At 68.6% G+C, this 25230-nt stretch carries 28 protein-coding genes and 1 other RNA gene; 10 read left to right on the top strand and 19 right to left on the bottom strand.

Annotated elements, in window-relative coordinates; genetic code table 11:
• Positions 1-199 precede the first annotated feature (199 nt).
• The 5 genes from LGR54_RS19945 to LGR54_RS19965 form a co-directional block, all read right to left on the bottom strand.
• Positions 200-385: a DUF2065 domain-containing protein gene (locus LGR54_RS19945; protein ID WP_230363719.1), complete on the bottom strand. Its 186-nt coding sequence runs from the start codon at positions 383-385 to the stop codon at positions 200-202.
• 12 nt (positions 386-397) lie between these two features.
• The gene (gene hflC / locus LGR54_RS19950; RefSeq protein ID WP_230363720.1) at positions 398-1303 is read right to left on the bottom strand and encodes a protease modulator HflC; all 906 of its coding nucleotides are present in this window, start codon (positions 1301-1303) and stop codon (positions 398-400) included.
• Positions 1300-2487 (bottom strand): FtsH protease activity modulator HflK, encoded by a 1188-nt coding sequence (gene hflK / locus LGR54_RS19955; protein WP_230363721.1) that lies wholly within the window; start codon positions 2485-2487, stop codon positions 1300-1302. Before hflK ends, hflC begins: the two co-directional genes overlap by 4 nt.
• Positions 2488-2671: 184 nt before the next feature.
• Positions 2672-2950 (bottom strand): ribbon-helix-helix domain-containing protein, encoded by a 279-nt coding sequence (locus LGR54_RS19960; protein ID WP_230363722.1) that lies wholly within the window; start codon positions 2948-2950, stop codon positions 2672-2674.
• Positions 2947-3135, bottom strand: a complete 189-nt coding sequence (locus LGR54_RS19965; protein WP_230363723.1) for a DUF4169 family protein — start codon at positions 3133-3135, stop codon at positions 2947-2949. Before LGR54_RS19965 ends, LGR54_RS19960 begins: the two co-directional genes overlap by 4 nt.
• 432 nt (positions 3136-3567) lie before the next feature.
• Here LGR54_RS19965 and fumC point away from each other — a divergent pair, with 432 nt between their 5' ends.
• Both fumC and LGR54_RS19975 read left to right on the top strand, forming a co-directional pair.
• A complete protein-coding gene (gene fumC, locus LGR54_RS19970; protein ID WP_230363724.1) occupies positions 3568-4959 on the top strand; it encodes a class II fumarate hydratase in 1392 nt (463 codons plus the stop codon).
• A gap of 142 nt (positions 4960-5101) precedes the next feature.
• On the top strand, positions 5102-5857 hold the full coding sequence (locus tag LGR54_RS19975; RefSeq protein ID WP_230363725.1) for a Spy/CpxP family protein refolding chaperone: 756 nt from the start codon (positions 5102-5104) through the stop codon (positions 5855-5857).
• Positions 5858-5945: 88 nt separating this feature from the next.
• Here the strand turns inward: LGR54_RS19975 and LGR54_RS19980 are convergent, their stop codons facing one another.
• From LGR54_RS19980 to LGR54_RS19990, 3 genes are all read right to left on the bottom strand, one after another.
• On the bottom strand, positions 5946-6425 hold the full coding sequence (locus LGR54_RS19980; protein WP_230363726.1) for a GNAT family N-acetyltransferase: 480 nt from the start codon (positions 6423-6425) through the stop codon (positions 5946-5948).
• A 19-nt stretch (positions 6426-6444) separates the two neighbouring features.
• A complete protein-coding gene (locus tag LGR54_RS19985) occupies positions 6445-7239 on the bottom strand; it encodes a thymidylate synthase (RefSeq protein WP_230363727.1) in 795 nt (264 codons plus the stop codon).
• A gap of 135 nt (positions 7240-7374) precedes the next feature.
• Positions 7375-7812, bottom strand: coding sequence for a hypothetical protein (locus tag LGR54_RS19990; protein WP_230363728.1), 438 nt, complete (start codon positions 7810-7812; stop codon positions 7375-7377).
• A 230-nt stretch (positions 7813-8042) separates the two neighbouring features.
• Between LGR54_RS19990 and LGR54_RS19995 the strand changes: the two genes are divergently transcribed.
• The 5 genes from LGR54_RS19995 (at position 8043) to LGR54_RS20015 (ending at position 11554) form a co-directional block, all read left to right on the top strand.
• Positions 8043-8360: a hypothetical protein gene (locus tag LGR54_RS19995; protein ID WP_214007212.1), complete on the top strand. Its 318-nt coding sequence runs from the start codon at positions 8043-8045 to the stop codon at positions 8358-8360.
• A 98-nt stretch (positions 8361-8458) separates the two neighbouring features.
• Positions 8459-8813, top strand: a transfer-messenger RNA (tmRNA) gene (gene ssrA, locus LGR54_RS20000).
• A gap of 81 nt (positions 8814-8894) precedes the next feature.
• On the top strand, positions 8895-9689 hold the full coding sequence (locus LGR54_RS20005) for a ClpXP protease specificity-enhancing factor SspB (protein WP_230363729.1): 795 nt from the start codon (positions 8895-8897) through the stop codon (positions 9687-9689).
• A 60-nt stretch (positions 9690-9749) separates the two neighbouring features.
• The gene (locus tag LGR54_RS20010; protein ID WP_230363730.1) at positions 9750-11042 is read left to right on the top strand and encodes an NAD(P)/FAD-dependent oxidoreductase; all 1293 of its coding nucleotides are present in this window, start codon (positions 9750-9752) and stop codon (positions 11040-11042) included.
• Positions 11039-11554: a dihydrofolate reductase gene (locus tag LGR54_RS20015; protein ID WP_230363731.1), complete on the top strand. Its 516-nt coding sequence runs from the start codon at positions 11039-11041 to the stop codon at positions 11552-11554. The genes LGR54_RS20010 and LGR54_RS20015 overlap by 4 nt, the downstream gene beginning before the upstream one ends.
• Before the next feature lie 37 nt (positions 11555-11591).
• Here LGR54_RS20015 and LGR54_RS20020 read toward each other — a convergent pair whose 3' ends face one another.
• The 6 genes from LGR54_RS20020 to ispH form a co-directional block, all read right to left on the bottom strand.
• On the bottom strand, positions 11592-12284 hold the full coding sequence (locus LGR54_RS20020) for a tetratricopeptide repeat protein (protein ID WP_230363732.1): 693 nt from the start codon (positions 12282-12284) through the stop codon (positions 11592-11594).
• 109 nt (positions 12285-12393) lie between these two features.
• Positions 12394-12519: a type B 50S ribosomal protein L36 gene (ykgO, locus tag LGR54_RS20025; RefSeq protein ID WP_013167868.1), complete on the bottom strand. Its 126-nt coding sequence runs from the start codon at positions 12517-12519 to the stop codon at positions 12394-12396.
• 115 nt (positions 12520-12634) lie between these two features.
• Positions 12635-13114: a DUF4260 domain-containing protein gene (locus LGR54_RS20030; RefSeq protein WP_370638243.1), complete on the bottom strand. Its 480-nt coding sequence runs from the start codon at positions 13112-13114 to the stop codon at positions 12635-12637.
• A 56-nt stretch (positions 13115-13170) separates the two neighbouring features.
• Positions 13171-13692, bottom strand: coding sequence for a ribonuclease HI (rnhA, locus tag LGR54_RS20035; RefSeq protein ID WP_370638244.1), 522 nt, complete (start codon positions 13690-13692; stop codon positions 13171-13173).
• Entirely contained in the window at positions 13689-14657 is a 969-nt protein-coding gene (locus LGR54_RS20040) for a homoserine kinase (RefSeq protein ID WP_230363733.1), read from the bottom strand. The genes rnhA and LGR54_RS20040 overlap by 4 nt, the downstream gene beginning before the upstream one ends.
• A 71-nt stretch (positions 14658-14728) precedes the next feature.
• Entirely contained in the window at positions 14729-15718 is a 990-nt protein-coding gene (ispH, locus tag LGR54_RS20045) for a 4-hydroxy-3-methylbut-2-enyl diphosphate reductase (RefSeq protein WP_230363734.1), read from the bottom strand.
• A 388-nt stretch (positions 15719-16106) separates the two neighbouring features.
• On the opposite strand from ispH, the gene LGR54_RS20050 reads away from it, so the two are divergent.
• Entirely contained in the window at positions 16107-16817 is a 711-nt protein-coding gene (locus tag LGR54_RS20050; protein WP_230363735.1) for a DUF1013 domain-containing protein, read from the top strand.
• A gap of 94 nt (positions 16818-16911) precedes the next feature.
• Here LGR54_RS20050 and LGR54_RS20055 read toward each other — a convergent pair whose 3' ends face one another.
• Both LGR54_RS20055 and LGR54_RS20060 read right to left on the bottom strand, forming a co-directional pair.
• Entirely contained in the window at positions 16912-18834 is a 1923-nt protein-coding gene (locus LGR54_RS20055) for a propionyl-CoA synthetase (protein WP_230363736.1), read from the bottom strand.
• Between the two features lie 261 nt (positions 18835-19095).
• A complete protein-coding gene (locus LGR54_RS20060) occupies positions 19096-19266 on the bottom strand; it encodes a YdcH family protein (RefSeq protein ID WP_230363737.1) in 171 nt (56 codons plus the stop codon).
• Positions 19267-19501: 235 nt separating this feature from the next.
• Here LGR54_RS20060 and LGR54_RS20065 point away from each other — a divergent pair, with 235 nt between their 5' ends.
• Positions 19502-19708 (top strand): YdcH family protein, encoded by a 207-nt coding sequence (locus tag LGR54_RS20065; RefSeq protein WP_214007202.1) that lies wholly within the window; start codon positions 19502-19504, stop codon positions 19706-19708.
• 77 nt (positions 19709-19785) lie between these two features.
• Here LGR54_RS20065 and LGR54_RS20070 read toward each other — a convergent pair whose 3' ends face one another.
• Together LGR54_RS20070 and LGR54_RS20075 are read right to left on the bottom strand one after the other, a co-directional pair.
• A complete protein-coding gene (locus LGR54_RS20070; RefSeq protein WP_230363738.1) occupies positions 19786-20271 on the bottom strand; it encodes a peroxiredoxin in 486 nt (161 codons plus the stop codon).
• A 117-nt stretch (positions 20272-20388) separates the two neighbouring features.
• Positions 20389-21270 carry a protein-disulfide reductase DsbD domain-containing protein gene (locus LGR54_RS20075; RefSeq protein WP_230363739.1) on the bottom strand — a complete coding sequence of 294 codons (882 nt, stop codon included), beginning with the start codon at positions 21268-21270 and terminating at the stop codon, positions 20389-20391.
• A 135-nt stretch (positions 21271-21405) separates the two neighbouring features.
• Here LGR54_RS20075 and LGR54_RS20080 point away from each other — a divergent pair, with 135 nt between their 5' ends.
• Positions 21406-22032, top strand: coding sequence for a YqgE/AlgH family protein (locus tag LGR54_RS20080; protein ID WP_230363740.1), 627 nt, complete (start codon positions 21406-21408; stop codon positions 22030-22032).
• A gap of 96 nt (positions 22033-22128) precedes the next feature.
• Here LGR54_RS20080 and LGR54_RS20085 read toward each other — a convergent pair whose 3' ends face one another.
• Positions 22129-25182: an EAL domain-containing protein gene (locus LGR54_RS20085; protein WP_230363831.1), complete on the bottom strand. Its 3054-nt coding sequence runs from the start codon at positions 25180-25182 to the stop codon at positions 22129-22131.
• Positions 25183-25230 lie beyond the last annotated feature (48 nt).

Genomic DNA, 25230 nt, shown 5'->3' on the forward strand with positions numbered 1-25230 from the left:
CTTCGCGTCCCGACGGGGTCGCCCCTTTCCGCAGCGGTGCGGAACGGGGCTCCACCGGCGAACGCTTAACCGGGGGCGGGCGCGATGCAAGCCAAAAGCGCGCGAGCCGGGGTGCGGCACCGTCGCGAGATACCGCGCAGCGCGGAGCGCTGGCGGAAGACACGTTCCGCCGGATGCGCGGGGCACCCGGCGGACAGGGTCAGTGGCGGATGAGCCAGACCACCAGCAGGCCGATGAGGGCGCCGATGAGGCCGGCGATGCGCAAGGGCATGTCCGGCAGCTTTTCCATCGCCTCCATGGCCCGGCGCATAGCGCCGGGAGCCGCTGCCAGCATCAGGCCCTCGATGACCAGCACGAGGCCGAGCGCGACGATGAGGTCGGACATCGTCGCCCGAACTCAGTTCGCCGGCTGCGCGGGCGCCGGGGCGGGGGCCGCCGCCGGGTTCGGCGCATTGAAGAAGCGGAAGAAGTCCGAGGTCGGGGAGACGACCATGCGGGTGTCGCTGTTCTTCATGGCTTCCTCATAGGCCTGCATCGAGCGGTAGAAGTCGAAGAAGCCCTTATCCTGCCCATAGGCCTGCGCGAAGATCTCGTTGCGCTGGGCCTCGCCCTCGCCGCGCAGCTTGTCGCCGGCGGCGTTGGCCTCGGCGGTGATGATCGTCGAGTCGCGGTCGGCGCGGGCGCGGATGGTCTGCGCCTGCTCGCCGCCCTGGGCGCGGATCTCCGAGGCCTCGCGCTGGCGCTCGGTCTGCATACGCTGGAACACCGCCTGGCTGTTGGCCTCCGGCAGGTCGGCGCGGCGGATGCGCACGTCGATGACGTTGATGCCGAAATTCGCCGCCTCGCGGTTCACCTGGTCGCGGATGCGGGTCATCAGCGTCTCGCGCTCGTCGCGCACCACCTGGGTGAAGGTGCTCTCGCCGAGCACGCGGCGCAGCGACGAGTTGAGGAAGGTGGCGAGGCGGGAGTTGGCGCCTTCCACCGTGCCCACCGCCTGGTAGAAGCGCAGCGGGTTGGTGATGCGGTAGCGGGCGAAGGCGTCGACGACGAGGCGCTTCTGGTCGGCGGCGATCACTTCCTGCGAGGGGTTCTCGAGGTCGAGGATGCGCTTGTCGATGAGGATCACGCTGTCGACCAGCGGGATCTTGGCGTTGAGGCCGGGCGTTTCGATGACGCGGATGGGTTCGCCGAAGCGCAGCACCAGCGCCTGCTGGGTCTGGTAGACGGTGAACAGCGCCGAGAACAGCACGATGGCTGCAAGGGCGACGACGACGGCGAGGACGAGACCGAGGCTGTTTCTCATTTCACGGCTCCCTGCACGGTCTGTCCCTGCGTGGCCTGGGTCGACGGGCGGGGCGGCGTCTGGCGCGGCTCGAGCGCGCTGAGCGGCAGATAGGGCACCACGCCCTGGCCGCCGGCGGCGCCGGCCTGCGTATCGAGGATCACCTTGTCCATACCGGCGAAGATGCGTTCCATGGTTTCGAGATAGAGACGCTGGCGGGTGACCTCCGGCGCCTTCTGGTATTCGGCGAGCACGCTGAGGAAGCGCGAGGCCTGGCCGCGTGCCTCGATGATGGCGCGCTCCTTGTAGCCCTGCGCGCCCTGGGTGATGCGGGAGGCATCGCCGCGCGCCTCGGGAACGACGCGGTTGGCATAGGCCTGCGCCTCGTTCTGCAGGCGCTCGGCGTCGGCGCGGGCGGCCTGCACGTCGCGGAAGGCATCGATGACCTGCTGCGGCGGGTCGACCTTCTGCAGCTGCACCTGGGTGACCAGGATGCCGGACTGGTACTCGTCCAGCGTCCGCTGCATCAGCTCGTGCACCGCCGTCTCGATGGTCTGGCGGGCGCCGGTGAGGATCGGCTGGATGTTGGTGCGGCCGACCACCTCGCGCATGGCGCTTTCCGCCACCGCCTTGATGGTGCCTTCCGGGTTCTGGACGTTGAACAGGAAGTTGGCGGCGCCGATGTCCTCGGTGGAACCGGGAGCCGCGGGCTTCACCATCCAGAACACCGCGAAATCGACGTCGACGATGTTCTCGTCGCCGGTGAGCATCAGGCTCTCTTCCGGCACGTCGCGCATGGCGACGCCGCGGCGCGGGTCGTCACCCGAGCGGATGCCGATGTCGATGCGGTTGACGCGGGTGACCTGCGGGGTCAGCACCGTCTCGATGGGGTAGGGGAGATGGTAGTTCAGGCCGGGATTGGAGGTGGAGACGAACTTGCCGAAGCGCAGCACCACGCCCTGCTCGTCGGGCTCGACCCGGTAGAAACCGGAGAGCAGCCAGACGATGACGGCGATCGCCACGATGGCGAGGATGCCCTTGCCGCTGCCGAAGCCGCCGGGCACCACGGTGCGCAGCTTTTCCTGGCCGCGCCGGATCAGGTCTTCGAGATCGGGAGAGTTAGGGCCCGGCGATTGCGGGCCATTGCCCCAGGGACCACGCGGACCACCACCCCATGGTCCGCCGCTCTGGTTCTTCCACGGCATACGTGCCAACTCCCGTTTGCGTGCCCGATGGGTCCAGGCTCGCAAACGCAGAACCGTCAGACGCTATCGTGCTGAAAAAGACCCGCGCCCCTGACAGGAGAAGACGCGACGACGGCGGTTATAGGTGACGCTGCACCCGGATACAACGCGCCGTCGCGATCGCAGATATGGGATGGCGGGATTGTTACGCAACGTTAGGCCGGGAGATGGCGCTGCGCTCGGCGGCGTCCGGCGTCTCGCGCCGCGCGGGGGTCGCGCGGTAATGGGCGAGGACGAACAAACGGATCGCCGAGGACAAATTGCCTTGGTTCCGGCCGGAATCGATCGACGCGACGATGTCGGACAGCGTGCTACGCTTCTCGGCGGCAATTTCCTTCAGCGCGTCCCAAAATTGGTCCTCGAGGCTGACGCTCGTCTTGTGTCCGGCAATGACGATCGACCGCTTGACCACGGGGCTCTTCATGTTTCGTCCTCTCGAATTCGCCTATGCCCATCCAAGGCCGCGTCGCTCTTGCGCTTGGCGGCGTCGTCGACGTTTTTCTGTGCCTTCGACACCCCAAACGCCAAACGTCGCTCCGCAGCGGTTTGTTCCGCTGTCTCGCGTGCTTTTTTCTTCCGGTAACGCCTCAGGTTGATGAGGTCGGCCAAATGGTCCTCCTGTCGCTCGGCAAAGGTCGTGAAAGCGGAAGGGAAGGGCAGGTCGGGCGCCCCGACCTGCCAGCGCGGTAGCCCACGCTGGCATGCAAAAATCGGGCGTCCATCACTTTTGGTCGATCAGGTGCCGGAAAGATATCGAAGGACAAACGGTGAGATGTCGATAGCGCCGTTCTGTGGCGGAACTCTGCCCATTTTCCCTTGCGTGCCCGGCGCGGAAACAGGCCGGGGCGGCCAAGGGCTTTTCTTGTCATCACGTCTTCGTGAATGGCTTGCATGATGCGCTGACGGCCCCGGATGCCGTGGTCTCGCCCGTCCGAGGGTCGCATTTGCCGGCCGGCGCCCGCGTGCTAAACCGGCGCCGCGCCGCCAAACCGCCGCAATCTCCGGCCCGCGCCGTCCGCGCCCGATCCGAAAGGCTTCCCTATGACCACGACCCGCATCGAAACCGATACCTTCGGCCCCATCGAGGTCGAGAGCGACAAGTATTGGGGCGCGCAGGCGCAGCGCTCGCTGGGCAATTTCAAGATCGGCTGGGAGAAGCAGCCGCTGCCGGTCGTCCGCGCGCTCGGCATCGTCAAGCGGGCGGCGGCGCAGACCAATCTCGAGCTCGGCCGGCTCGACCCGGCGCTGGCAAAGGTGGTCGTCGCCGCGGCGCAGGAGGTGATCGAGGGCAAGCTCGACGCGCATTTCCCGCTCGCGGTCTGGCAGACCGGCTCCGGCACCCAGTCGAACATGAACGCCAACGAGGTGATCTCGAACCGCGCTATCGAGATGTTGGGCGGCGAGATGGGCTCGAAGAAGCCGGTGCATCCCAACGACCACGTCAATATGAGCCAGTCGTCCAACGACACCTACCCGACGGCGATGCACATCGCCTGCGCGGAGGAGATCGTGCACCGGCTGCTCCCGGCACTGCAGCAGCTGCGCAACGCGCTGAACGACAAGGCGCAGCAGTGGGCGAACATCATCAAGATCGGCCGTACCCACACGCAGGACGCCACCCCGCTCACCCTCGGCCAGGAATTCTCCGGCTACACCGCGCAGGTTGAGAACGGCATCGGTCGCATCGAATCCACCCTGCCGGCGCTGATGCAGCTCGCCCAGGGCGGCACGGCGGTCGGCACCGGGCTCAACGCGCCGATCGGCTTTGCCGAGAAGGTGGCCGAGCACATCGCCGCCATCACCGGCCTGCCCTTCACCTCGGCGCCGAACAAGTTCGAGGCGCTCGCCGCCCATGACGCCATGGTGTTCTCGCACGGGGCGATCAACACGGTGGCGGCCTCGCTGTTCAAGATCGCCAACGACATCCGCCTGCTCGGTTCCGGCCCGCGCTCGGGCCTCGGCGAGCTCTCGCTGCCGGAGAACGAGCCGGGCTCCTCGATCATGCCGGGCAAGGTGAACCCCACCCAGTGCGAGGCGATGACCCAGGTCTGCGTGCAGATCTTCGGCAACAATGCCGCGCTCACCTTTGCCGGCAGCCAGGGTCATTTCGAGCTCAACGTCTACAACCCGGTGATGGCCTACAATTTCCTGCAGTCGGTGCGGCTGATGGCGGATGCGGCGGTGAGCTTCACCGAGAACTGCGTCGTCGGCATCGAGGCGCGCGAGGACAACATCAAGGCGGCGCTGGAACGCTCGCTGATGCTGGTCACCGCGCTCGCCCCGAAGATCGGCTACGACAACGCCGCCAAGATCGCCAAGACCGCGCACAAGAACGGCACGACGCTGCGCGAGGAAGCGGTGGGCGGCGGCTACGTCACCAATGAGGAATTCGACGCGGTGGTTCGTCCGGAGAAGATGATTTCGCCGGGCTGATCCGTTCATCTGTCGTTCATCTTGGTGAACCGAGCGTTCAGCTAAGTAAACAAATGTTTCTGAGGGCACATTACCGAAGTTTCATTTGAGATTTTCGGGTTTCGGCGCGAGCATCGGCCTCATCGAAATGGAGATGAGGCCGATGAAACGCACCATTCTCGCCGCTACCGCCGCCGCGCTGCTTGCCAGCGCCACTTTCGGCATCGCCGCGCCGAACTGGCGCGCCGAAGGACCCGGCCGTCCTTCCCCCGAACAGATGGCCGAGAACGCCGCCGCCCTGTCGGATGCCCGCATCGCCGGGCTGAAGGCCGGGCTGAAGCTCACCGCCGACCAGGAGAAGCTGTGGCCGGCGCTGGAGACGGCGCTGCACGACGCCGCCACCGCCCGCATCGAAGAGCGCAAGGAATGGCGCGAGAAGCGTGAGGCGCTGCGCGACCAGCGTGGCCCGCGTCCTGGCGCCCCCGGCCCGCAGGCCGGCGCCGGCGCGCCGCCTCCGCCGCCCGCCGGTGCTTCCGCGCCGCAGGCGGATGCCGGTGCGCCTCCGCAGGCTCCCGATGCGGCCGGTCCCGGTGCTGGCCCCGGCGGGCCGGACCGTGACCTGATCGCCCGGCTGGAGCAGCGGGCGGACCGCATGGTGGAGCGTGGCACCGCGCTCAAGCAGATCGCCGCGGCCGCGGCGCCGCTCTATCAGAGCCTCGATGCCAACCAGAAGCACCGCTTCAACCTGCTGTTCCGCGAGGCGCAGGGCGAGCGCATGGCCGACGGGCGGCGCGACCGTCACCACGGCCCGGAGCGGGGCGGTCGCCCGGACTTCGGTCGCCCGCCGCATGGTGGTCCCGCCGGTGGGCCCGGCATGCCGCCTCCCGGCGGACCGGATGCCGGCCCGCAGCGCCTGTAGGCGCGGCGCGTTCTTCCTCGATTGGACCCGGGGCGATGCCCCACCGACTTTGCCGCCGGCTTCGCGCCGGCGGCTTTTTTGTGCGGGCTTAGGAGCCGGCGAGCTTGCGCAACGCCTCGCCGCTAACGCTTTGCAGTGTCCATTCGGATTTCGGCTCGGCGCCGAGCGCGCGGTAGACGCGGATGGCCGGCTCGTTCCAGTTCAGCACCGACCATTCGAAGCGGCCGAGATCCTCGTCGAGGCAACGCCGGGCGAGGTGCCGCATCAGCGCCGTGGCGATGCCGCGCCCGCGAAAGGCCGGCCGCACGAACAGGTCTTCCAGATAGATGCCGTGCCGGCCGGCGAAGCTGGAGAAATTGTAGAACCACAGCGCGAAGCCGGCCGGCTCGCCGTCCCATTCCGCGATATCGCAGAAGGCGCGCGGATGGTCGCCGAACAGCGCGGCGGCGATGTCGGCCTGGGTCGCGGCCACCTCGTGCAGCAGCCGCTCATATTCGGCCAGCTCGCGCACGAAGGAAAACACCAGCGCGGCATCTTCCGGCCGCGCCGGGCGCAGGACGAGGCTCATTTCGTCGACCCTCGCCGCGTCAGACCGCCACCGGCGCCTTGATGGCGGGATGGGGGTCGTAGCCCTCGATGGCGATGTCCTCGAAGCGGAAGCCGAACAGATCGGTGACCGCCGGGTTGAGCTTTAGCACCGGCAGCGGGCGCGGCGCGCGCGACAGCTGCTGATGCGCCTGCTCGACATGGTTGGAATAGAGATGCAGGTCACCGAAGGAGTGCACGAAGTCGCCCGGCTTCAGGCCGGTCACCTGCGCCACCATGTGGGTGAGCAGCGCGTAGCTGGCGATGTTGAACGGCACGCCGAGAAAGGCGTCGGCCGAGCGCTGGTAGAGCTGGCAGGACAGTTTGCCGTCCAGCACGTAGAACTGGAACAGGCAATGGCAGGGCGGCAGCGCCATTTGCGGCACGTCGGCGGGGTTCCAGGCCGAGACGATGAGGCGGCGCGAATCCGGATTGCGGCGGATATCGGCGACCACCTGGGCGATCTGGTCGATCACCCCGCCCTTGCCGTCCGGCCAGGAGCGCCACTGATGGCCATAGACCGGGCCGAGATCGCCGTTCTCGTCCGCCCACTCGTCCCAGATCGAGACGCCGTTCGCCTTCAGATAGGCGATGTTGGTGTCGCCGGCGAGGAACCACAGCAATTCGTGGACGATCGACTTCAGGTGCAGCTTCTTGGTGGTGACGAGCGGAAAGCCCTCCGCCAGGTCGAAGCGCATCTGGTGACCGAACACCGAGAGCGTGCCGGTGCCGGTGCGGTCGTCCTTGCGCGTGCCTTCCGCGAGGAGGCGTTCCAGAAGCTCGTGATATTGCCGCATGTCGCGCCACCATAGGCTGTCGATGTCGAGTGCCTACTAGATATAGCGCATTAAAACGGGCGGCGCATGCGCCGCCCGTGGCTCGGGATGTGGAAAGCTGTGCGCCGTGCCGGCGGCCGGCGTCACAGCCGGGCCTCAGCGGCAATAGGTGTAGCTGCGCAGCAGGCCGCCGGTGCTGGTCTTCTCGACCGTGTAGCAGGGCTGGCCGTTGTAGCCGCTGCGCGTCAGGCTCGGCATCACCCGCAGCGGCTTGTTGCCATAGCCGTGGACGATCTCCGCCCCATACGGGTCGGCCGGCTCGACCACCATGTAGCGCTGGGTGGTGGTGACGTAGCGCTGCGGGGTGCGCACGATCACGCGCTCGCGGGGGTCGACATAGCCTGGCTGGACATAGCGGGGTTCGACATAACCGGGTTCGACATAATAGCCGGTGTCGTAGCTCGGGCCGGGAAGCTGCGGATAAGCCGAGCCGTAATTGCGCATATAGGTCTGCGCCGCCGCCGGGGCGGCGAGGGCGGCGACGCCGAGAGCCGCGGCGAGCGCGCCGGCCGCGAGATGGGTGAGCTTCATCATGGTCACTCCTGATCTGTCCCCCAGGGGGCCCCAAGACTGCCAAGCAAACGGACGAGGACGCCGGTCGTTCCCCTCGGTCGAGCCTTTCCGCCCCCCGGTACCGACACTCCGGCGGATTTCGGTCGTGCAGCGGTATTCGGGGGAACCTCGCGGCGGACCAGTCGTTGTTGTGCAAAGCGCCCCCGGCCCGGCTGGGAGGGCCGGTGTCGCGACAGAAGGGGAGACGAGCGATGACCATCCAGAGCCCGGAAGACATGAAGACCGCCCTCTATCGGGCACGCGTGCATCTGAGCCTGCTGGAGACCGATGCGACGCATCCCCTCGATCTGTCGGTAGTGGGCGCGCGCTCGACGCCGATGCTGATCCTGCGCAGCCACGAGGAATTGCGCAGCGCCCATTCCGACGCGACGCTCAGCTACGAGCTGATGCGCGACCTGATGATGGCGGCGTTGCAGGCACGCATCGACGAACTCACGGAACGGCTCGGCCTCGGCGCGGGCGACGTGCCGCTCGACAAGCTGCAATATGGCGACCAGACCGAGGCGTGAGGTCACGCTGCCGGCGCCGCACTGCCGGTGCAGCGACGCCGGTGCAGCGCTGCCGGTGCAGCGCTGCCGGTGCATGGCGCTCGGTAAAGCGGGCGGGCCCCCTTCCAACGGGGCGCGGGGGCGCCTATATTCGTTTTGCCGGCGCAAGCCGGCTATGGCGATAAACGGCTATCGGAATAAACCCTTCGGACCCGGGGGCAGTACCCGGCGCCTCCACCAGAGCCCAGATGAATGCTGGGTTGCGGCGGGGGCGAAACAGGATCGACGAGGGCGTAAAGGGTGGACTTTCGCTCGGCATGGTACCGCCGTCATCGGACCAAACATATAGTTGCCAACGACAACTATGCTCCGGTTGCTCAGGCCGCGTGAGCGGTTTGATCTCTGGGAAATAAGTCCTTGCGGGTAGCACTGTAAGGCGGGGTTCGGAGGCACCTGGCAACAGAAGCCTCCACTTAAACTCTCGCCGATGTATTTTCTCGCCTCCGTGTCCGGCGCAGGCTGGCAACGACGGCCGGAATCGGGTTCATTGCCTTCATGAGCGTCGACCTTATCCGCTACGATCTCCTGGTGCAGGATGCCCTGCGCGCCGTGGTCCGCCGCGTGCTGACCGATGTCGCCCGCGACGGGTTGCCGGGCGATCACCATCTCTATGTCTCCTTCGATACGCGGGCGCCGGGTGTGCGGCTGTCCAACCGGCTCAAGGAGCGGTACCCGGAGGAGATGACCATCGTCCTCCAGCACCAGTTCTGGGATTTGGTGGTCACCGAGCTGTTCTTCGAGGTCGGGCTGTCGTTCAACGGCATTCCCGAGCGGCTGCATGTGCCGTTCGACGCGCTGAAGGGCTTCTTCGACCCGTCGGTGAAATTCGGCCTACAGTTCGAGCCGCCCTCGGCCGAGGAAGCGGAGCCCGAGACGGACGCGCCCGGCGTTGCCGGCAACGGTACCGGTGGCGCCGAGGTGGCGAGCCTCGCCGATGCGCGCCCGGCGGCGCGTGAGCCGTCGAAAGCCCCGACCTCCGTTCCCACCGCTCCGGCGGCGCGGCCCCAGCCGGCTGCCGCTGCTGGCGAGCCGGCGCCGAAATCCGCCGCGCCCAAGCCCGCCACGACGAAGCCCGCCAAGGACGAGCCGGCCGCGATGGTCTCGAAGAGCGACGCCAAATCCGAGGCCGCCAAGTCTGAGGCCGCCAAACCCGAGGCCGCCAAGTCGGCCGCGGGCGCCAAGGCGGACAAGGCCAAGCCGGAAGAGAGCAAGTCGGGCGAGACCAAGTCCGACGAGGCCAAGGAAGGCGGGGCGCAGGTCGTCCGGCTCGACGCTTTCCGCAAGAAGTGAGCATGCGCGCCACCGGCGGTCATCCCGCCGGGCGCCACCCGGCCGGGGAGCGGCGATTCCATGAGTGACGATTACGACGTGCTGGTGGTCGGTGCCGGTGCTGCCGGACTCGCGGCCGGCGCGCGACTGCATCAGGCCGGCGCCCGGGTGCGGGTGCTGGAGGCGGCGGCCCGCACCGGCGGACGCGCCTTCACCGACACCGCGACCTTCGGCGTCGCCTGGGATCGCGGTTGCCACTGGCTGCATTCGGCCTCGGTCAATCCGCTGCACGCCGCCGCCGACGAGCTTGGCTTCGCCTATCTCGGCCCCGGCTCGCGGCAGGCCCGCCCCACCCATCTCGGTAGTCGCTGGGCTGATGAGGCCGAGCGCCGCGATATCTGGCGCGCCATCGACGCCGGTTTTTCGGCGGTGAAGGCGGCGGGCGATGCTGGCCGCGATGTCGCGGCCTCGCTCTGCCTCGATACCGCTTCGCCCTGGCTGCGGCTGTCGCGTCACTGGTTCGGCGTGATGTCGGCCGCCGATCCCGAGCACGTGTCGACGCGCGACCTCGCCGCCTATTCCGACACGGCGGAGAACTGCCCGGTCGAGCGCGGCTACGGCGCGCTGGTGCAGGCGGTCGCGGCGCGCGCGGCGCCGGATCTCGACATCGTCACCGCCTGCCCGGTCGAGACGGTCGACTGGTCGGGCGCCGGTGTCACTGTGACGACGCCGCGTGGCACGCTGACCGCCCGGCAGCTCATCCTCGCCGTGCCGACCAGCGTGATCGCCCGCGGCGCCATCCGCTTCACCCCCGGCCTGCCGGTCGAGCTGGAGGAGGCGTTCGCCGCCCTGCCGCTCGGGGCGGCGGAAAAGGTGGCGTTCCGGTTCGACCGGGAGGTGTTCGGCCTGCCGTCGAGCAGCCATGTCGACACGCTCGATCTCGGCAATCCCGCGCGCCGGCCAGTCAATTTCGTCATCAACCCGTTCGGGGAGCCGATGGCGGTGGGGCTGCTCGGTGGGAGCAATGCCGCCGATCTGGTCGCCGCCGGGCCGCAGGCGATGGCGGATTTCGGCCTCGCTGCCCTTGTCGACGCCTTCGGGGCCGACATCCGCGCGCGGGTGAAAACCGCCGCCACCACCGCTTGGCTTGCCGACCCGCTGATCGGCGGCGCCTATAGCTGCGCGCTGCCGGGCCTCGCCCATATGCGCGCCCGGCTGGCGCCGGAGCATGCCGGCCCGCTGCTCGGCGGGCGCGTGCTGATCGCCGGCGAGGCGGTGTCCACCCACGCCTATTCGACCGCGCATGGCGCGCATCTGACCGGGCTCGCCGCCGCCGACGCGGCGCTCGCCCAGCTGCAGGGAGTGAGCGCGTGAGCGTCGATCTGGTGCTGATCGCGGCGCTGGCCGCCAATGGGGTGATCGGGCGCGGCCCGGACCTGCCATGGCGGCTGTCCGGCGACCTGAAGCGTTTTCGCGCCATCACCTGGGGCAAGCCGATCCTGATGGGCCGGCGCACCTTCGATTCCATCGGCAAGCCGCTGCCCGGCCGCACCAGCATCGTCATCAGCCGCGACACCGCGTTCCTGCCGGCCTCGGAGATGGTGCGGGTGGTGCCCTCGCTGGAAGCGGCCCTCGACATGGGTGCGCGCGAGGCGGAGCGGATGGGCGTCGGCGAGATGGCGGTGATCGGCGGCGCGCAGATCTATGCGCAGGCGCTGCCGCTGGCGGTGCGGCTGCGGCTCACCGAGGTGCATGGCGAACCGGCGGGCGACGTGTTCTTCCCGGATTTCGACCGCGTGGCGTGGCGCGAGATCGGCCGGGAAGGCCCCTTCCAGACCGAGAAGGACGAATTCGCCTTCAGCTTCGTGGATTACGAGCGGGCCTGAGCACGGCCCGCATCGGCGGGAGCGGAGCGGCGACGGATCAGATCGGCCGGCCCTCGACCGAGAGCGACAGCGTCTTCTCCATCTCCTCGGCCTGCTCGAATTGCGGGTAGATCTCGCGCGCCTTGCGCACCGCCTCCAGTGCGCGCTTCTCGTCGCCGATATCCTTGGCGATCAGCGCGATGCCCATCCACGCCGCATAGTGCCGCGGCTCGCGGGTGACCACCTGCCGGAGGTCGGCGAAGGCGTCGGCATAGTCTTCTTGCAGGTAGAACACCGTCGCCCGGCGATTCCAGGCGTCGAGATGGTCGGGGTCGACGGTCAGGATGCCGTCGAGCAGCGTAATGGCGAGATCGTAGTCCTTGGCCTGGGTGGCGGTCGCCGCCCGGCTCATCAGCAGATCGACGGTGTCGCTGCCGGAAGGGGTCAGGGCGATGTCGATGCGGTCGGCGATGCTCTTGGCCGATTCCTGCGTCGGCGCAGCTTTCAGTGCCGCGAACAGCGCGTCGAGCCGCTTGGCGCGGTCGGGTTCGGCATGCTCGGCAGCGGCCTGCGAATCCGCCGGCTTCGTCTCGCCCGCCTTGGGATCGTTGATCTTGGGCTCGACGAGCTTGGGTTCTCCCGGCACCGCGTCGCCCTTGGCGGCCGGCGGCGTCGCGCCCGGCGGCGCGGTCTGCGCCAGGGCGGCGAGCGGCAGGAGAGACAGGGTCAGGACAGCAAAAAAGGCGCGCATGCCCCGAGTGTCGGGAAACAAGGCGCCTTCGTCAATCGCTGGGGATGCGGCGCCGCGAAAACGTGATCGCGGCGGCATCGTCGCCGGGCATCCGTCCGGCGGGAAGGCCTCAGCCCTGGCGGGCCTTGAAGCGCTTCTGGGTCTTGTTGATGATGTAGACGCGGCCCTTGCGGCGCACCAGACGGTTGTCGCGGTGACGGCCGAGCAGCGACTTGAGCGAGTTGCGGATCTTCATAATACTTCACCTTCGGATCGAGTGCGCCTGCGCATGAGACGGCGCCTCCTTGGCCGCGCCCCGTCCGCCAGCTTGAATTCGAGGCCCGGCTGATAGCGGAGCCATGGGGGCTTTGTCAATCCGCCGCGCGGTCCATCCCCGGTTCGGCGTGCTCCATCCGGATGAGGCGGCGGGCGCGGGCGGAAAAGCCGAGATGGGTGCGCCCGAAACTCTCCGGATATTTCAGCCCGTAGCCGAGCGCACGGTCGACGCCGATATGGGCCGCCCAGATCACCGCCACCGCCTCGCCGAGCGGTGCGGCGAAATGGAAGGCCGCCGCGCCGAGCGCCAGCGGCGCGAGATAGGTGTGGGTGGCATTGTAGCCGCTCGCTCCCGCCCGCCGACCGGCGAGGTAGAAGAGCATGCCGAGATCGGGCGCCAGGATGAGCAGGGCGAACAGCCACCAGCTGGCATCCAGCGCGGCATAGAGCGCCAGCGCGGCGAGGAACACGCCGGCTCCTTCCAGCCGCAGTAGAAGCAGCGGCACGCCGGTCGCCATTCCGGACGTTCCGGCTTCCAGCTCCCGCGCCATGGCGCGGCCCTCTTCATAGCTCATGACGCTGCCCCTTGCCGTGGCCTCTTGGCGTTGCCCCTGCTGCGCCGTCACGGATATCAGGGCGTGGCGCCGCGTCCACCCTTGTAGGGCGCCATGCCGGCGCGGGCGAGTTCGTCGGCGCGCTCGTTCATCGGGTCGCCGGCATGGCCCTTCACCCAGTGCCAGCGAATCTGGTGGCGGCCGAGCGCCGCTTCCAGCCGCTCCCACAGGTCGACATTCTTCACCGGCTTCTTGTCGGCGGTACGCCAGCCGTTCTTCTTCCAGCCGGCGATCCATTTGGTGATGCCGTTGCGCAGATATTCGCTGTCGGTGTGCAGGTCGACGGTGCAGGGGCGCTTCAGCGCCTCCAGCGCGGAGATCGCCGCCATCAGCTCCATGCGGTTATTGGTGGTCGGCGAATCGCCGCCGGACAATTCGCGCTCGTGCTCGCCATAGCGCAGGATCGCGCCCCAGCCGCCGGGACCGGGATTGCCCGAGCAGGCGCCATCGGTCCACACGGCGACGCCGCCGGCCGGCTTCGTCGCTTCGCTGGTCTCGTCATCGGCGAAGATGCGGGCGGTCCCCGGCGCGGTCTTCACGCGTCCACCCCATAGTCGCGCACGCTCTGCGCCGAGCGGTGGAAGCGCAGCTTGCGCAGATATTCCTTCGGGTCGTGCGGGCGCACCAGCGCGCCCGGGGGCACGTTCAGCCAGTCGACGAGGCGGGTGAGCAGGAAGCGCAGCGCCGCGCCGCGGCACAGTATCGGCAGGCTGGCGATCTCCGCCTCCGACAGCGGGCGCACCGCCTGATAGGCGGCGATGAGCGCCCGGCCCTTGGTCTGGTTGTAGGCGCCGTCCGTCTCGAAGCACCAGGCGTTGAGGCAGATGGCGACGTCATAGGCGAGCAGGTCGTTGCAGGCGAAATAGAAGTCGATCAGCCCGGTCAGCGTGTCGTCGGTGAAGAACACGTTGTCGGGGAAGAGATCGGCATGGATCACCCCGGCCGGCAGGTCCTGCGGCCAGTTCGGCTCCAGCACCGACAATTCGTCGGCGATCAGTGCTGCGAGGTTCGGGGCCACGCTATCCGCCCGCGCCTCGGCCTGCTCGTAGAGCGGCCGCCAGCCGGGGACGGAGAGGGCGTTGACGCGGGAGAAGGCGGTGAAGTCGGCGCCCGCCCGGTGCAGCCCGGCGAGCGCGGTGCCGAGCGCGGCGCAGTTGGCGACGCTGGGGCGGCGCACCGAGGTGCCATAGAGGAAGGTGGCGATCAGCGCCGGCCGGCCGGCCAGCGTGCCGAGCGCCACGCCGTCGCGATTCTTCACCGGCTGCGGGCAGTCGATGCCACGCGCGGCGAGGTGCTGCATGAGCCCGATGAAGAACGGCAGGTCGGCCGGGTTCACCCGCTTCTCATACAGGGTGAGGATGAAGCTGCCGGCCTCGGTCTGCAGCAGGAAGTTGGAGTTCTCCACCCCCTCGGCGATGCCCTTGAAGGCGCGCAGCCGGCCGAGCTCATAGGTGGAGAGGAAGGCTTCGAGCTCTTCCGGCGAGACATCGGTATAGACGGCCATGAGAAGGTGGACCTCGGCGGGCGGAGCGTGCGGGCGGAACTGGCGGAACGGAAGGGAACGGAGGGCCGGGACTATTCGGCGGCGGCGTTGGGGGCGTCCGGCCGGAGCTGGCGGGGCAGCGGGAAGAACACGTCCTCCTCCACCGTGTGCACCGTCTCGACCTTGACGTCGAAGCGCTCGGCGAAGGCGTCGATGATCTCCTCGACGAGGATTTCCGGCGCCGAGGCGCCGGCGGTCACCGCCAGCGATGCGATGGCGCCGAACACCGTCCAGTCGATCTCGCTCGCCCGCTGCACCAGCGCGGCGGTGCGACAGCCGGCGCGCTCGGCGGCCTCGCGCAGGCGCTGCGAGTTCGACGAGTTCGGCGCGCCGACCACGATCATGGCGTCGACATGCGGCGCCACCTTCTTCACCGCCTCCTGGCGGTTGGTGGTGGCGTAGCAGATGTCTTCCTTGTGCGGCGCCGTCATCGAGGGGAAGCGGGCGCGCAATATGTCGACGATCGCGGCGGTGTCGTCGATGGAGAGGGTGGTCTGCGTCGTATAGGCGAGATTGTCCGGATCGCGCGGCACAAAGACACGCGCCTGCTCGGCGGTCTCGACCAGCGTCACCGCGCCCTCGGGCAGCTGGCCCATGGTGCCGATCACCTCGGGGTGGCCGGCATGGCCGATCAGCACCACCTCGCGGCCCCTCTTGAAATGAACTGTCGCCTCGCGATGCACCTTGGTCACCAGCGGGCAGGTGGCGTCGATGGCGTAGAAATTGCGCGCCGCGGCGTCCTCCGGCACCGATTTGGCCACGCCATGGGCGGAGAAGATCACCGGAGCGGTGGTGCCGGCGGGGATCTCGGCGAGTTCCTCGACGAAGATGGCGCCCTTCGCCTTCAGCCCCTCGACGACATATTTGTTGTGCACGATCTCGTGGCGCACATAGACCGGCGGCCCGTACAGCGCCAGCGCCCGCTCCACCGCGTCGATCGCCCGTACCACGCCGGCGCAGAAGCCGCGCGGCGCGCAGAGCAGGACGCGGAGGGCAGGCTTCTGGGTGTCGGTGGCGCTCATCGCGGGTCCCGTCGCGGCGCCCGGCGCCGGAGCGGGGCGGCCGCGAATGTCTGAAACGATCGTCGGAAAATCCCGACCTTCCCACCTCATGGGTGGAGCGATCCGCAGTGTCAAGCGCGGCGCCGCGAGGCTATCCGCGCATTGGGCCGGCAATCGGGCAGCAGTGACGGGCGGGCATGCGTCGGTCGTGCCTGAGCGCCGGCGACGCTGCGACGTCTTTGGGTTTGCACGCGCGGGCCGGCGGGCCTATATTCGCGCCATCCCGGTCATCGCGAGACGGTCCGAGGCTCCGCCCCCGAGGGGGTGGCGGAGCGAACGAACCCGCGTATGCGACGTTTACGGACCGCAAGGTTTACTGGCCGAAAGCCATTCACAGGAGACGCGCCCCATGGCGAACGCCCCTCTTATGCCGAAGGCCACCGCCGTGTGGCTGGTGGAGAACACCGCGCTGACGTTCGATCAGATCGCCGACTTCTGCAAGCTGCACGTGCTTGAGGTGAAGGGCATCGCCGACGGCGAAGTCGCGCAGGGCATCAAGGGCCTCGACCCGGTCTCCTCGGGCCAGCTGTCGCGCGAGGAGATCGAGCGCGCCGAGAAGAACCCGAACTACCGCCTGCGGCTGCTCGAATCCAAGGTGCGCCTGCCGGAGCCCAAGCGCCGCCGCGGCCCGCGCTACACCCCGGTGTCGAAGCGCCAGGACCGGCCGAACGCCATCCTCTGGCTGCTGCGCAACCACCCGGAGCTGAAGGACAGCCAGGTGATGCGCCTGGTCGGCACCACCAAGACCACCATCGAGTCGATCAAGGAGCGCACCCACTGGAATGCGCAGAACCTGACGCCGATGGACCCGGTGACGCTCGGCCTGTGCTCGCAGATCGACCTCGACATCGAGGTGCAGCGCTCGTCCAAGGACCGCCCGGCCGCGCTGGCCGAGGGCGGCGGCGCGACGCTGCTGCCGGCCGAGGTCACCACCTCGCACGCGTCGCTCGACGAGCCCTTCGTCGCGTCGCGCAAGCCGAAGGAAGAGACGCTCGACCTCGAGACGGTGTTCGCCAAGCTCGGCGGCTCGCGCAAGAGCGAGGCCGGCGAGGAGGAGTGATCCTCCGCATCCGGCCGGTCCCAGCGGGCCGATACGAAAAAGGGGCGCCTTGGCGCCCCTTTGCTTTTTGGTGGGCCATTCTGGCCGTGTCGCCTCAGGCGGCGCTCGGCTTGGCGTAGCCGCGCTGCTTCAGCACGGTGGCGATCTCGTCCAGCACCGCCGGATCGTCGATGGTGGCCGGCATGTTCCACGCTTCGGCATCGGCGATCTTCTTCATGGTGCCGCGCAGGATCTTGCCGGAGCGGGTCTTGGGCAGTCGCGCCACGGTGATGGCGATGCGGAACGCCGCCACCGGGCCGATGCGCTCGCGCACCAGCGTGACGATTTCGCCTTCGATGACGTTGGGCGCGCGGTCGACTCCGGATTTCAGCACCACGAAGCCGCAGGGCACCTCGCCCTTCAACTCGTCATGCATGCCGATCACCGCGCATTCGGCGACATCGGGATGCGAGGCCAGCACCTCCTCCATGCCGCCGGTCGACAGGCGATGGCCGGCGACATTGATGATGTCGTCGGTGCGCCCCATGATGAACAGATAGCCGTCGCTGTCGCGGAAGCCGGCATCCGCCGTCTTGTAGTAGCCGGGGAATTCCGAGAGGTAGCTCTCGATGAAGCGCTGGTCCTGCCGCCATAGCGTCGGCAGGCAGCCAGGCGGCAGCGGCAGCTTGATGGCGATCGAACCCATCTTGCCGTCGGCGACCGGGTGGCCGCCCTCGTCGAGTATGTCGATCCGATAGCCTGGCATCGGCACGCCGGTCGAGCCCGGCTTCACCGGCATCAGGCCGAGGCCGAGCGGGTTGCCGGCGATGGCCCAACCGGTCTCGGTCTGCCACCAATGGTCGATGACCGGTACGCGGAGCTTGTTCGCTGCCCACAGCACGGTGTCGGGATCGGCGCGCTCGCCGGCGAGGAACAGCGCCCTGAGGCTGCGGAGGTCGTAGTCGCCCATCAGCCGGCCGTTCGGGTCTTCCTTCTTGATGGCGCGCAGCGCGGTCGGCGCGGTGAACAGCACCGAGACCTTGTAGTCCTCGACCACCCGCCAGAAGGCGCCGGCATCGGGGGTGCCGACCGGCTTGCCTTCATAGAGAACGGTGGTGCAGCCGGTGAGCAGCGGCGCGTAGACGATGTAGGAATGGCCGACTACCCAGCCGATGTCGGAGGCCGACCAGAACACCTCGCCGGGCTTCACCCCGTAGAGGCCCTCCATCGACCAGCGCAGCGCCACCATGTAGCCGCCGGTGTCGCGCACCACGCCCTTGGGCTTTCCCGTGGTGCCGGAGGTGTAGAGGATATAGAGCGGATCGGTGGCGCCCATCGGCACGCAGTCGACGCCGCGCCCGCCGGCCGCGGCCTTCTCGCGCAGGCGCGCCCAGTCATGGTCGCGGCCGGCGAGCATCTGGGCTTCCAGCTGTGGGCGCTGCAGGATGATGCAGGCGTCCGGCTTGTGGGTCGCCATGGTGAGGGCGAGGTCGAGCAGCGGCTTGTAGGCCACGAAGCGGGTCGGCTCGATGCCGCAGGAGGCGGACAGCACCACTTTCGGCCGGGCATCGTCGATGCGGCCGGCCAGTTCCGCCGCCGCGAAGCCGCCGAACACCACGGAATGCACCGCGCCGATGCGGGCGCAGGCGAGCATCGCGACCACCGCTTCCGGCACCATCGGCATGTAGATGACGACGCGGTCGCCCTTCTCGACGCCGAGGTCGCGCAGCATGGCGCCGAGCGTGCGGGTTTCCGCCTTCAGCTCGGCATAGGTCATGGCGCGCTGGGAGCCGCTGACCGGGCTGTCATAGAGGATGGCCGGCTGCAGCCCGCGCCCGGCGTCGACATGCCGGTCCACCGCATTGTGGCAGACATTGGTGAGGCCGCCGACGAACCAGCGCCCATAGGCGCCGAGGGCGGGATCGAACACCTGCCGCGGCGGGGCGATCCAGTCGATCGCCTTGGCCGCGTTGCTCCAGAACCGCTCGGGGTCGTCGGTCGCGGCAGCCTGGACGGCGCTGTAGCCGGAGGTGGTCATGTTTTGGCGTCTCCCTGAACCCGATGATATTTTTCTTCAAGGAAACCAATGGCGGGTTTCGCCTGCAAGAACGCTGAAATGCTTACGACCTTGGTCGTGCCCGCCGGCCTGCGACGAGGCCGGGAAACGCGAACCGCCGGCCCGAGGGCCGGCGGCGAAAGACGCTGTACCTTCCACGTATCGATCCACAGCGCTTAGGCCTGCGGTAGCTGGGTCCTTGCGCGGATCCCGCGCTGCCTGGCCTGGAGTGCTCGAATCCCGCTAATGCACCGTCTTCAACCGGTTGATTTCGTCCTTCAGGTGCAGCTTTCGCCGCTTCAGTTCCGCTATTCTCATTTCGCTGGATGCCGGATGGGCCATTTCGGCCTTCAGTTCCTTGTCGAGCGCCTGGTGGCGCCTTTCGAGTTCCGCGACATGCGCCTGCATGGACATGGACTGTGATCTCCCTGTCTGGATAGGAACGTCATCAGTCTGTCACCGAAGAACGCGGCTGTCGACGAAACGATACGCTGCGCCGCAGCATCCTCGTGCGCTGCAAAAGTGCCGCCGGCGCCGGGGAGGAAGACCGCTGGCATATTGCGGCGAGCCTCGCGGGCAGTGATAATCGCATCGCACGCCATAGTGCGGTGTGCGGCGAATCGAGTTGCGGGTCGGCGTTTTGGCAGAGATGACGGCGGATGAGGAACGCGAGCTGAAGGCGCTCCTCGAGCGTCTGCGGCAGGAACATCGCGATCTGGACAGTGCGATCGAGGCGTTGCAGGCGATTCCCGGCTGCGACCAGCTTCAGCTCGCCCGATTGAAGAAACGCAAGCTGTCGCTCAAGGACCGCATCGGCTTCGTCGAGGACCAAATCCTCCCCGACATCATCGCCTGAACCGCCAGCGCTTGAATCGCTTCATTACCCGAGGCGGGTCCCCGGCAGCGTCGCCGCCGGGGCCGTGAGCGGCCGGATCAGAACTGCGTGAGCAGCACGTCGGCATTGGTGGTGTCGGCCTTGCTCGGCACCGGCTCGACATTGAGGATCAGCACCTCGCCGTCGTCGACCAGCATCGAATAGCGCTTGGAGCGCAGGCCGAGGCCGGCGGCGGAGGCGTCGAAGTCGAGGCCGAGCGCCTTGGCGAAATCGCCATTGCCGTCGGAGAGGAACAGGATCTTGCCGCCGGCGTTGGAGGCCTTTTCCCAGGCTTCCAGCACGAAGGGATCGTTCACCGCCGTCACGGCGATGGTGCTCACGCCCTTGGCGAAGATCTCGTCGGCGCGGGCGATGAAGCTCGGCAGGTGGTTCTTGTGGCAGGTCGGGGTGAAGGCGCCCGGCACGGCGAACAGCACGACCTTCTTGTTCTTGAAGATTTCCTCGGTGGACTTCGGCACGGGGCCGTCCGCGGTCGCGACGCGGAAGGTGGCGCTCGGCAGGGTGTCGCCGACCTTGATCGTCATGGGAAATTCCTTTCAACGGGCATCAAATGACATTGGCTGCGCCGCGCGGAGCCATTCTGGCGCGGCCCCGGCGCGACGCCGGTAGCATAATCGGTTCCCGTCCGACGGAAAGGGTTTTCAGGGCGTGGAAAGCCGCGCCGTCACTTCGACCGCCCGCGCCGCGTCGCCATTCGTGCCGGTGCCATTCCCCTTGCCGTCGACCAGGGTGAAGCGCAGCGGGTTGTCGGCGAGGCTGGCGCCCTTCGGCACGCCGTCGACCGGCAGCACGAAGACGGTGCGCCCGTCGGCAGCCGGCTGGCGCGCGGGCAGGGGCAGCGCCCAGTCCTCGTTGGGGCCCTCGACGAACAGGTCGCCGGCATCGGGGGTGGCGAGGCGGGCGACCACCCGGATGCGGGCCTTGTCGCCGGTCCCTTCGAGCCGCACCTCCTCGATGCCCGGCGTGCCGGGCGCTCCCAGCGCGGCGGGTTGCGGCACCCGCGTCGCTGCTGTCTCCAGCATCGGCGGGGTGGGGCCGGCGCCCTCGGCGGGGATGGCGAGCCCGACGCTGGCGCTCGCCGGCTGGCAGATGGTCGAGCACACCGCGAAATCGAGCGTGAGGTCGAGCCGCACCGGCTGGGCCGGGTCCTTGGGCACCACCTTCAACGGCAGCGTGACGTCGTGCTTGTAGCCGATGGAGGTCGAGCCGCCTTCGTCGAAGCGGATCGGCGCCGGCCAGGCGATCTCCACCCGCTCGACATTGTCGGAGCCGCTCCAGTCGAAATGCGGCGGGATGCCGGCATCGCCGGGATAGCGCCAATAGGTCTTCCAGCCCGGCGACAGCCGGATCTCGACGCCGGCGCGGTGGGCATCGCCCTCGCGGGCGCCGGCGATCAGCCGCACCGCTGTGCCGTCGGGGGCCGACCAGGGCGATTCGATCCCCGCTTCGGCGGGCGACAGCGACAGCGCCACCACGAAGGGGGCGGCAAGAAGCGGGGCGACGAAACGGACATTGGCGATCATGTCCAGCCGATAGCCGGTTGTGCGGCCGGCGGAAAGCCGGCGGGGCCGCAATTTCGTGTGAGGGGGCCGGGGACGCAGGCCGGCGGCTGGCGCAGCGGACTTGAAAAAGTGCGAGTGGGGTTTACGCTTTCCCCCATGTGGATCGGACAGAAGGACACAGGCGGCGACGACCGCCTTCCGGGCTCCAGCTTCCTCGACGGGCAGCTGCTGGTGGCCATGCCCGGCATGCGCGACGAGCGTTTCGCCCGCGCGGTGATCTATATGTGCGCCCATTCGCCGGAGGGCGCGATGGGCATCATCGTCAACCAGCCCGCCAGCCATGTCAGCTTCCGCGACCTGCTGGTGCAGCTCGACGTGGTGCCGGAGGAGGAGCGCATTCACCTGCCGCGCGTCGCCGGCGAGGTGGCGGTGCTGAAGGGCGGGCCGGTGGAGACCGGGCGAGGCTTCGTGCTGCATTCGTCGGATTTCTTCATCCAGGATTCGACGCTGCCCATCGACAGCGGCATCTGCCTCACCGCGACGCTCGATATACTGAAGGCGATCGCCGCCGGTGGCGGGCCGCACAGCGCGGTGCTGGCGCTCGGCTATGCCGGCTGGGCGCCGGGGCAGCTGGAAAACGAGATCCAGCAGAATGGCTGGCTCAATTGCCCGGCCGACGCCTCGCTGGTGTTCGGCGCCGACGCCGCCGGCAAATATGACCGGGCGCTGCGCAAGCTCGGCATCGATCCCGGCATGCTCTCCACCGAGGCCGGCCACGCCTGAAGCGTCGGCCGCTGCTGCATCCGCGTCATTGATGGTTGATCGCCTGCGGTCGCGAGACCGCGCGGCCGCCGGGCGTCGCGGTGGCCGCGTCCCGGTTCAGGACGCCTTGGCAGGAGCCTCGCCGGAGGGATCGGCCGGGCGCGCCGGGGCGGCGGGGGCCGCCGCCGGGCGAGTGGGCGCCGGGCGGGGCAGGGGAGCGGGACGGTTGGCGGCGTCGCCAGTGCCGGCGGGTTTCGCCTCGGACTTGGCCTCCGGCTTCGGCTCGGACCTGCCGCCGCGGCGCAGCAGCCGGCCGCGTTCCAGCAGCGAGGTCGGCGAGGCGTCGGGCTGCAGCAGCCGGCGCGCCTCTTCCGCCGTCATGGTCTCGCCGAACAGCGGCCCCTGGCCGTAGCGGCAGCCGAGCTTGGCGAGCGCGGCGGCGGACGGCTCGGATTCGACGCCCTCGGCGACGATCTCCATGCCGAGATCGTGCGCCATGGTGACGATGGTGCGCAGGATGACCGGCCGTTGCGCCTTGTTGCCGTTGCGGCCCAGCGCTTTGACGAAGGTGCGGTCGACCTTGATGGTGTCGAAGGGGAAACGCTGGAGATAGGCCAGCGAGGAATAGCCGGTGCCGAAATCGTCCAGCGTCAGCCCGGCGCCGAGTTCGCGCATGCGCAGCAGGATCTGCGCGGCGTATTCCGGGTTCTCCATCGCCAGCGTCTCGGAGAGCTCCAGCTTCAGCGTGCCGGGCGCCACCACGTTGCGGGCGAGGATGGCCTTGAGGTCCTGCAACAAGTCGTGCCGCAGCATCTGTCGCGAGGAGATGTCGACGGTGACGAAGATCGGCTCGCCGCGCATCGCCCGCTGCCAGGCGCCGAGCTGGCGGGCGCTCGCATCGAGCACGAACAGGCCGATATCGACGACGAGGCCGGAATCCTCCGCCAGCGTCATGAAGTCGTCCGGCGCCAGCGTGCCCAAGGTGGGGTGCTGCCAGCGCGTCGAGGCCTCGAAGCCGGCGATCGCTCGGGTGGAGAGGTCCATGATCGGCCGGTAGACGACGCCGATCTCGCCCTTTTCCAGCGCGGTGCGCAGGTCCTGCTCCAGCGTCAGCCGGTCGAGCTTCTGGGTGCGCATCGAGGGGCGGAACACCTCGATGCGGTCGCCGCCGACCCGTTTGGCGAAGTACATGGCCAGCTCGGCGTCCTTCAGCATCTCCTGCGGCGTGCGCTTCTGGCCGTCGGCGAGCAGCAGGCCGATCGAGGCGGTGATGAAGATCTCGCGGTCGCCGAAGGTGATCGGCGCGCGCAGGGTGCGGCGTAGGGTGTCGGCGAAGGCGGTGATGCGCTCGGGGTCGCGCTCGGACATCAGGATCAGCGCGAAATGGTCGCCGCCGAGCCGGGCGAGCGTGTCCTGCTGCTTGGCGAGGCGCATCAGCCGGCGCGCCACGGTGAGCAGGATGGAATCGCCCGCGGGCATGCCGAGGCTGGCGTTCACCTGTTTGAAGCGGTCGAGGTCGACCAGCATGATGGTCGGCTTCAGCGTGTCGTCGCTGTGGGCGAAGCCGTTCGCCGAGGCCAGCCGATCGAGGAACAGTTCGCGGTTGGGAAGGCCGGTGAGGTTGTCGTGCACCGCGTCGTGCAGCATGCGCTCCTCGGCGGTGCGGCTGTCGGTGACGTCGGAGAGCGTGCCGATGCAGCGCACCACCTCGCCGTCGGTGCCCACCACCGGCCGGGCGCGCAGGTTGAACCACAGATAATGGCCGTCCTTGGTGCGCAGGCGGAAATCCTGGTCGATGCGGCCGCGCCGCTGGTCGAGCAGCCCGTCGAGGGTGGCGCGGAAGCGGTCGCGGTCGGCGGGGTGGATGATCTCCAGCCAGCCGGTCGCCTCGGTGTCGAGCGCGCCGGCCTTGAGCCCCAGCAGCTGCTCGGCCTCCGGGCTGACATGGATGCGGTCGGCGTCGACGTCCCAGTCCCACACGATGTCGCCCGAGCCGGCGACCGCCAGCGCGCGGCGCTCCAGCTCCTGCGCGCTGCCGGCGACCGAGCCGATGCCGGCGAAGGCGTGCTGCATCACGGTAAAGCCGATCAGCATGACGATCAGCACCAGCCCGCCGAGCAACGCCGGGGCGACGAGGTCGTTGCCGATGCGGCCGGAGACCGCCAGGCCGGCGGTGATCACCCACACCAGCAGCAGGAACAGCGTCGGGATGATCAGCACCGCGCGGTCGTAGCGGTGCAGCGACAGCCACATCACCACGGCGAAGCCCATCACCGAGACCACCAGCAGCGAGGGACGGGCGATGCCGGCCGCCGCCGAGGGGTCGAGCAAGGCGAGGCCGACCAGCGCGACCAGGAACACCAGCCAGCCGGCGGTGATGTGCATGTAGCGCACATGCCAGCGGTTCAGGTTGAGATAGGCGAACAGGAACACCACCAGCGTGGCGGCGAGGATGGCCTCGCCGGCGGCGCGCCAGAATTGCTGGGCGAGTGGCGAGATGCCGAACACCTTCGACCAGAAGCCGAAATCGAGGCCGATATAGCCGAGCACCGCCCAGGCCAGCAGCGCCGCAGCCGGGAACATCGCGCTGCCCTTCACCACGAACAGGATGGTGAGGAACAGCGCCAGCAGGCCGGCAATGCCGATCACGATGCCGTTATAGAGGGTGAAGGAGTTGACCTTGTCCTTGAAGGTCTCCGGCTCCCACAGCTGCAACTGCGGCAGGTTGCCGTCGGCGAGCTCGGCCACCAGCGTCACCGTGGTGCCGGGGTCGAGCGTGACGAGATAGACATCGGCGTCCGAGGCGCTCTGCAGTTCCGGGCGAAAACCCTGGCTGGGCGTCAGGTTGAGGATGCGTCGGTTGCCGAGGTCCGGCCAGAACACGCCGGAGCCCACCATGCGGTAATGTGGCGCGACGATCAGCCGGTCGACCTGTTCGTCGGTGTTGTTGGCCAGCGCGAACACCGCCCATTTGCTGCCCTTCGGCGTCGGGGCGACGGCGCGCACCTCGAAGCGGCGCACGATGCCGTCGGCGCCCGGCACGGTGGAGACCGGGATGCTGTCGCCCTCGGTATCGTGCCGCTCGATCGCCGGAGCGAGGTCGATCACCGGCGCGTCGAGCCGGATCGCCACCGCATCGAGCGCCCGCGCCGGTGCCGGCGCCAGCGTCATCGCCGAGGCCAGCGCCAGGGCGAACGCGACGAGCGTGTGGAGGAGGGC

This window comes from Ancylobacter sp. Lp-2 (assembly GCF_020523795.1).
GTDB lineage: Bacteria > Pseudomonadota > Alphaproteobacteria > Rhizobiales > Xanthobacteraceae > Ancylobacter.

Bases quoted from the DNA above. Each gene is read 5' to 3' on its own strand.
- LGR54_RS19945 (WP_230363719.1), bottom strand. From the start codon at position 385: ATGTCCGACCTCATCGTCGCGCTCGGCCTCGTGCTGGTCATCGAGGGC.
- hflC (WP_230363720.1), bottom strand. From the start codon at position 1,303: ATGAGAAACAGCCTCGGTCTCGTCCTCGCCGTCGTCGTCGCCCTTGCA.
- hflK (WP_230363721.1), bottom strand. From the start codon at position 2,487: ATGCCGTGGAAGAACCAGAGCGGCGGACCATGGGGTGGTGGTCCGCGT.
- LGR54_RS19960 (WP_230363722.1), bottom strand. From the start codon at position 2,950: ATGAAGAGCCCCGTGGTCAAGCGGTCGATCGTCATTGCCGGACACAAG.
- fumC (WP_230363724.1), top strand. From the start codon at position 3,568: ATGACCACGACCCGCATCGAAACCGATACCTTCGGCCCCATCGAGGTC.
- LGR54_RS19975 (WP_230363725.1), top strand. From the start codon at position 5,102: ATGAAACGCACCATTCTCGCCGCTACCGCCGCCGCGCTGCTTGCCAGC.
- LGR54_RS19980 (WP_230363726.1), bottom strand. From the start codon at position 6,425: ATGAGCCTCGTCCTGCGCCCGGCGCGGCCGGAAGATGCCGCGCTGGTG.
- LGR54_RS19985 (WP_230363727.1), bottom strand. From the start codon at position 7,239: ATGCGGCAATATCACGAGCTTCTGGAACGCCTCCTCGCGGAAGGCACG.
- LGR54_RS19990 (WP_230363728.1), bottom strand. From the start codon at position 7,812: ATGATGAAGCTCACCCATCTCGCGGCCGGCGCGCTCGCCGCGGCTCTC.
- LGR54_RS19995 (WP_214007212.1), top strand. From the start codon at position 8,043: ATGACCATCCAGAGCCCGGAAGACATGAAGACCGCCCTCTATCGGGCA.
- LGR54_RS20005 (WP_230363729.1), top strand. From the start codon at position 8,895: ATGAGCGTCGACCTTATCCGCTACGATCTCCTGGTGCAGGATGCCCTG.
- LGR54_RS20010 (WP_230363730.1), top strand. From the start codon at position 9,750: ATGAGTGACGATTACGACGTGCTGGTGGTCGGTGCCGGTGCTGCCGGA.
- LGR54_RS20020 (WP_230363732.1), bottom strand. From the start codon at position 12,284: ATGCGCGCCTTTTTTGCTGTCCTGACCCTGTCTCTCCTGCCGCTCGCC.
- ykgO (WP_013167868.1), bottom strand. From the start codon at position 12,519: ATGAAGATCCGCAACTCGCTCAAGTCGCTGCTCGGCCGTCACCGCGAC.
- LGR54_RS20030 (WP_370638243.1), bottom strand. From the start codon at position 13,114: ATGAGCTATGAAGAGGGCCGCGCCATGGCGCGGGAGCTGGAAGCCGGA.
- LGR54_RS20040 (WP_230363733.1), bottom strand. From the start codon at position 14,657: ATGGCCGTCTATACCGATGTCTCGCCGGAAGAGCTCGAAGCCTTCCTC.
- ispH (WP_230363734.1), bottom strand. From the start codon at position 15,718: ATGAGCGCCACCGACACCCAGAAGCCTGCCCTCCGCGTCCTGCTCTGC.
- LGR54_RS20050 (WP_230363735.1), top strand. From the start codon at position 16,107: ATGGCGAACGCCCCTCTTATGCCGAAGGCCACCGCCGTGTGGCTGGTG.
- LGR54_RS20055 (WP_230363736.1), bottom strand. From the start codon at position 18,834: ATGACCACCTCCGGCTACAGCGCCGTCCAGGCTGCCGCGACCGACGAC.
- LGR54_RS20060 (WP_230363737.1), bottom strand. From the start codon at position 19,266: ATGTCCATGCAGGCGCATGTCGCGGAACTCGAAAGGCGCCACCAGGCG.
- LGR54_RS20065 (WP_214007202.1), top strand. From the start codon at position 19,502: ATGACGGCGGATGAGGAACGCGAGCTGAAGGCGCTCCTCGAGCGTCTG.
- LGR54_RS20070 (WP_230363738.1), bottom strand. From the start codon at position 20,271: ATGACGATCAAGGTCGGCGACACCCTGCCGAGCGCCACCTTCCGCGTC.
- LGR54_RS20075 (WP_230363739.1), bottom strand. From the start codon at position 21,270: ATGATCGCCAATGTCCGTTTCGTCGCCCCGCTTCTTGCCGCCCCCTTC.
- LGR54_RS20080 (WP_230363740.1), top strand. From the start codon at position 21,406: ATGTGGATCGGACAGAAGGACACAGGCGGCGACGACCGCCTTCCGGGC.
- LGR54_RS20085 (WP_230363831.1), bottom strand. From the start codon at position 25,182: ATGACGCTGGCGCCGGCACCGGCGCGGGCGCTCGATGCGGTGGCGATC.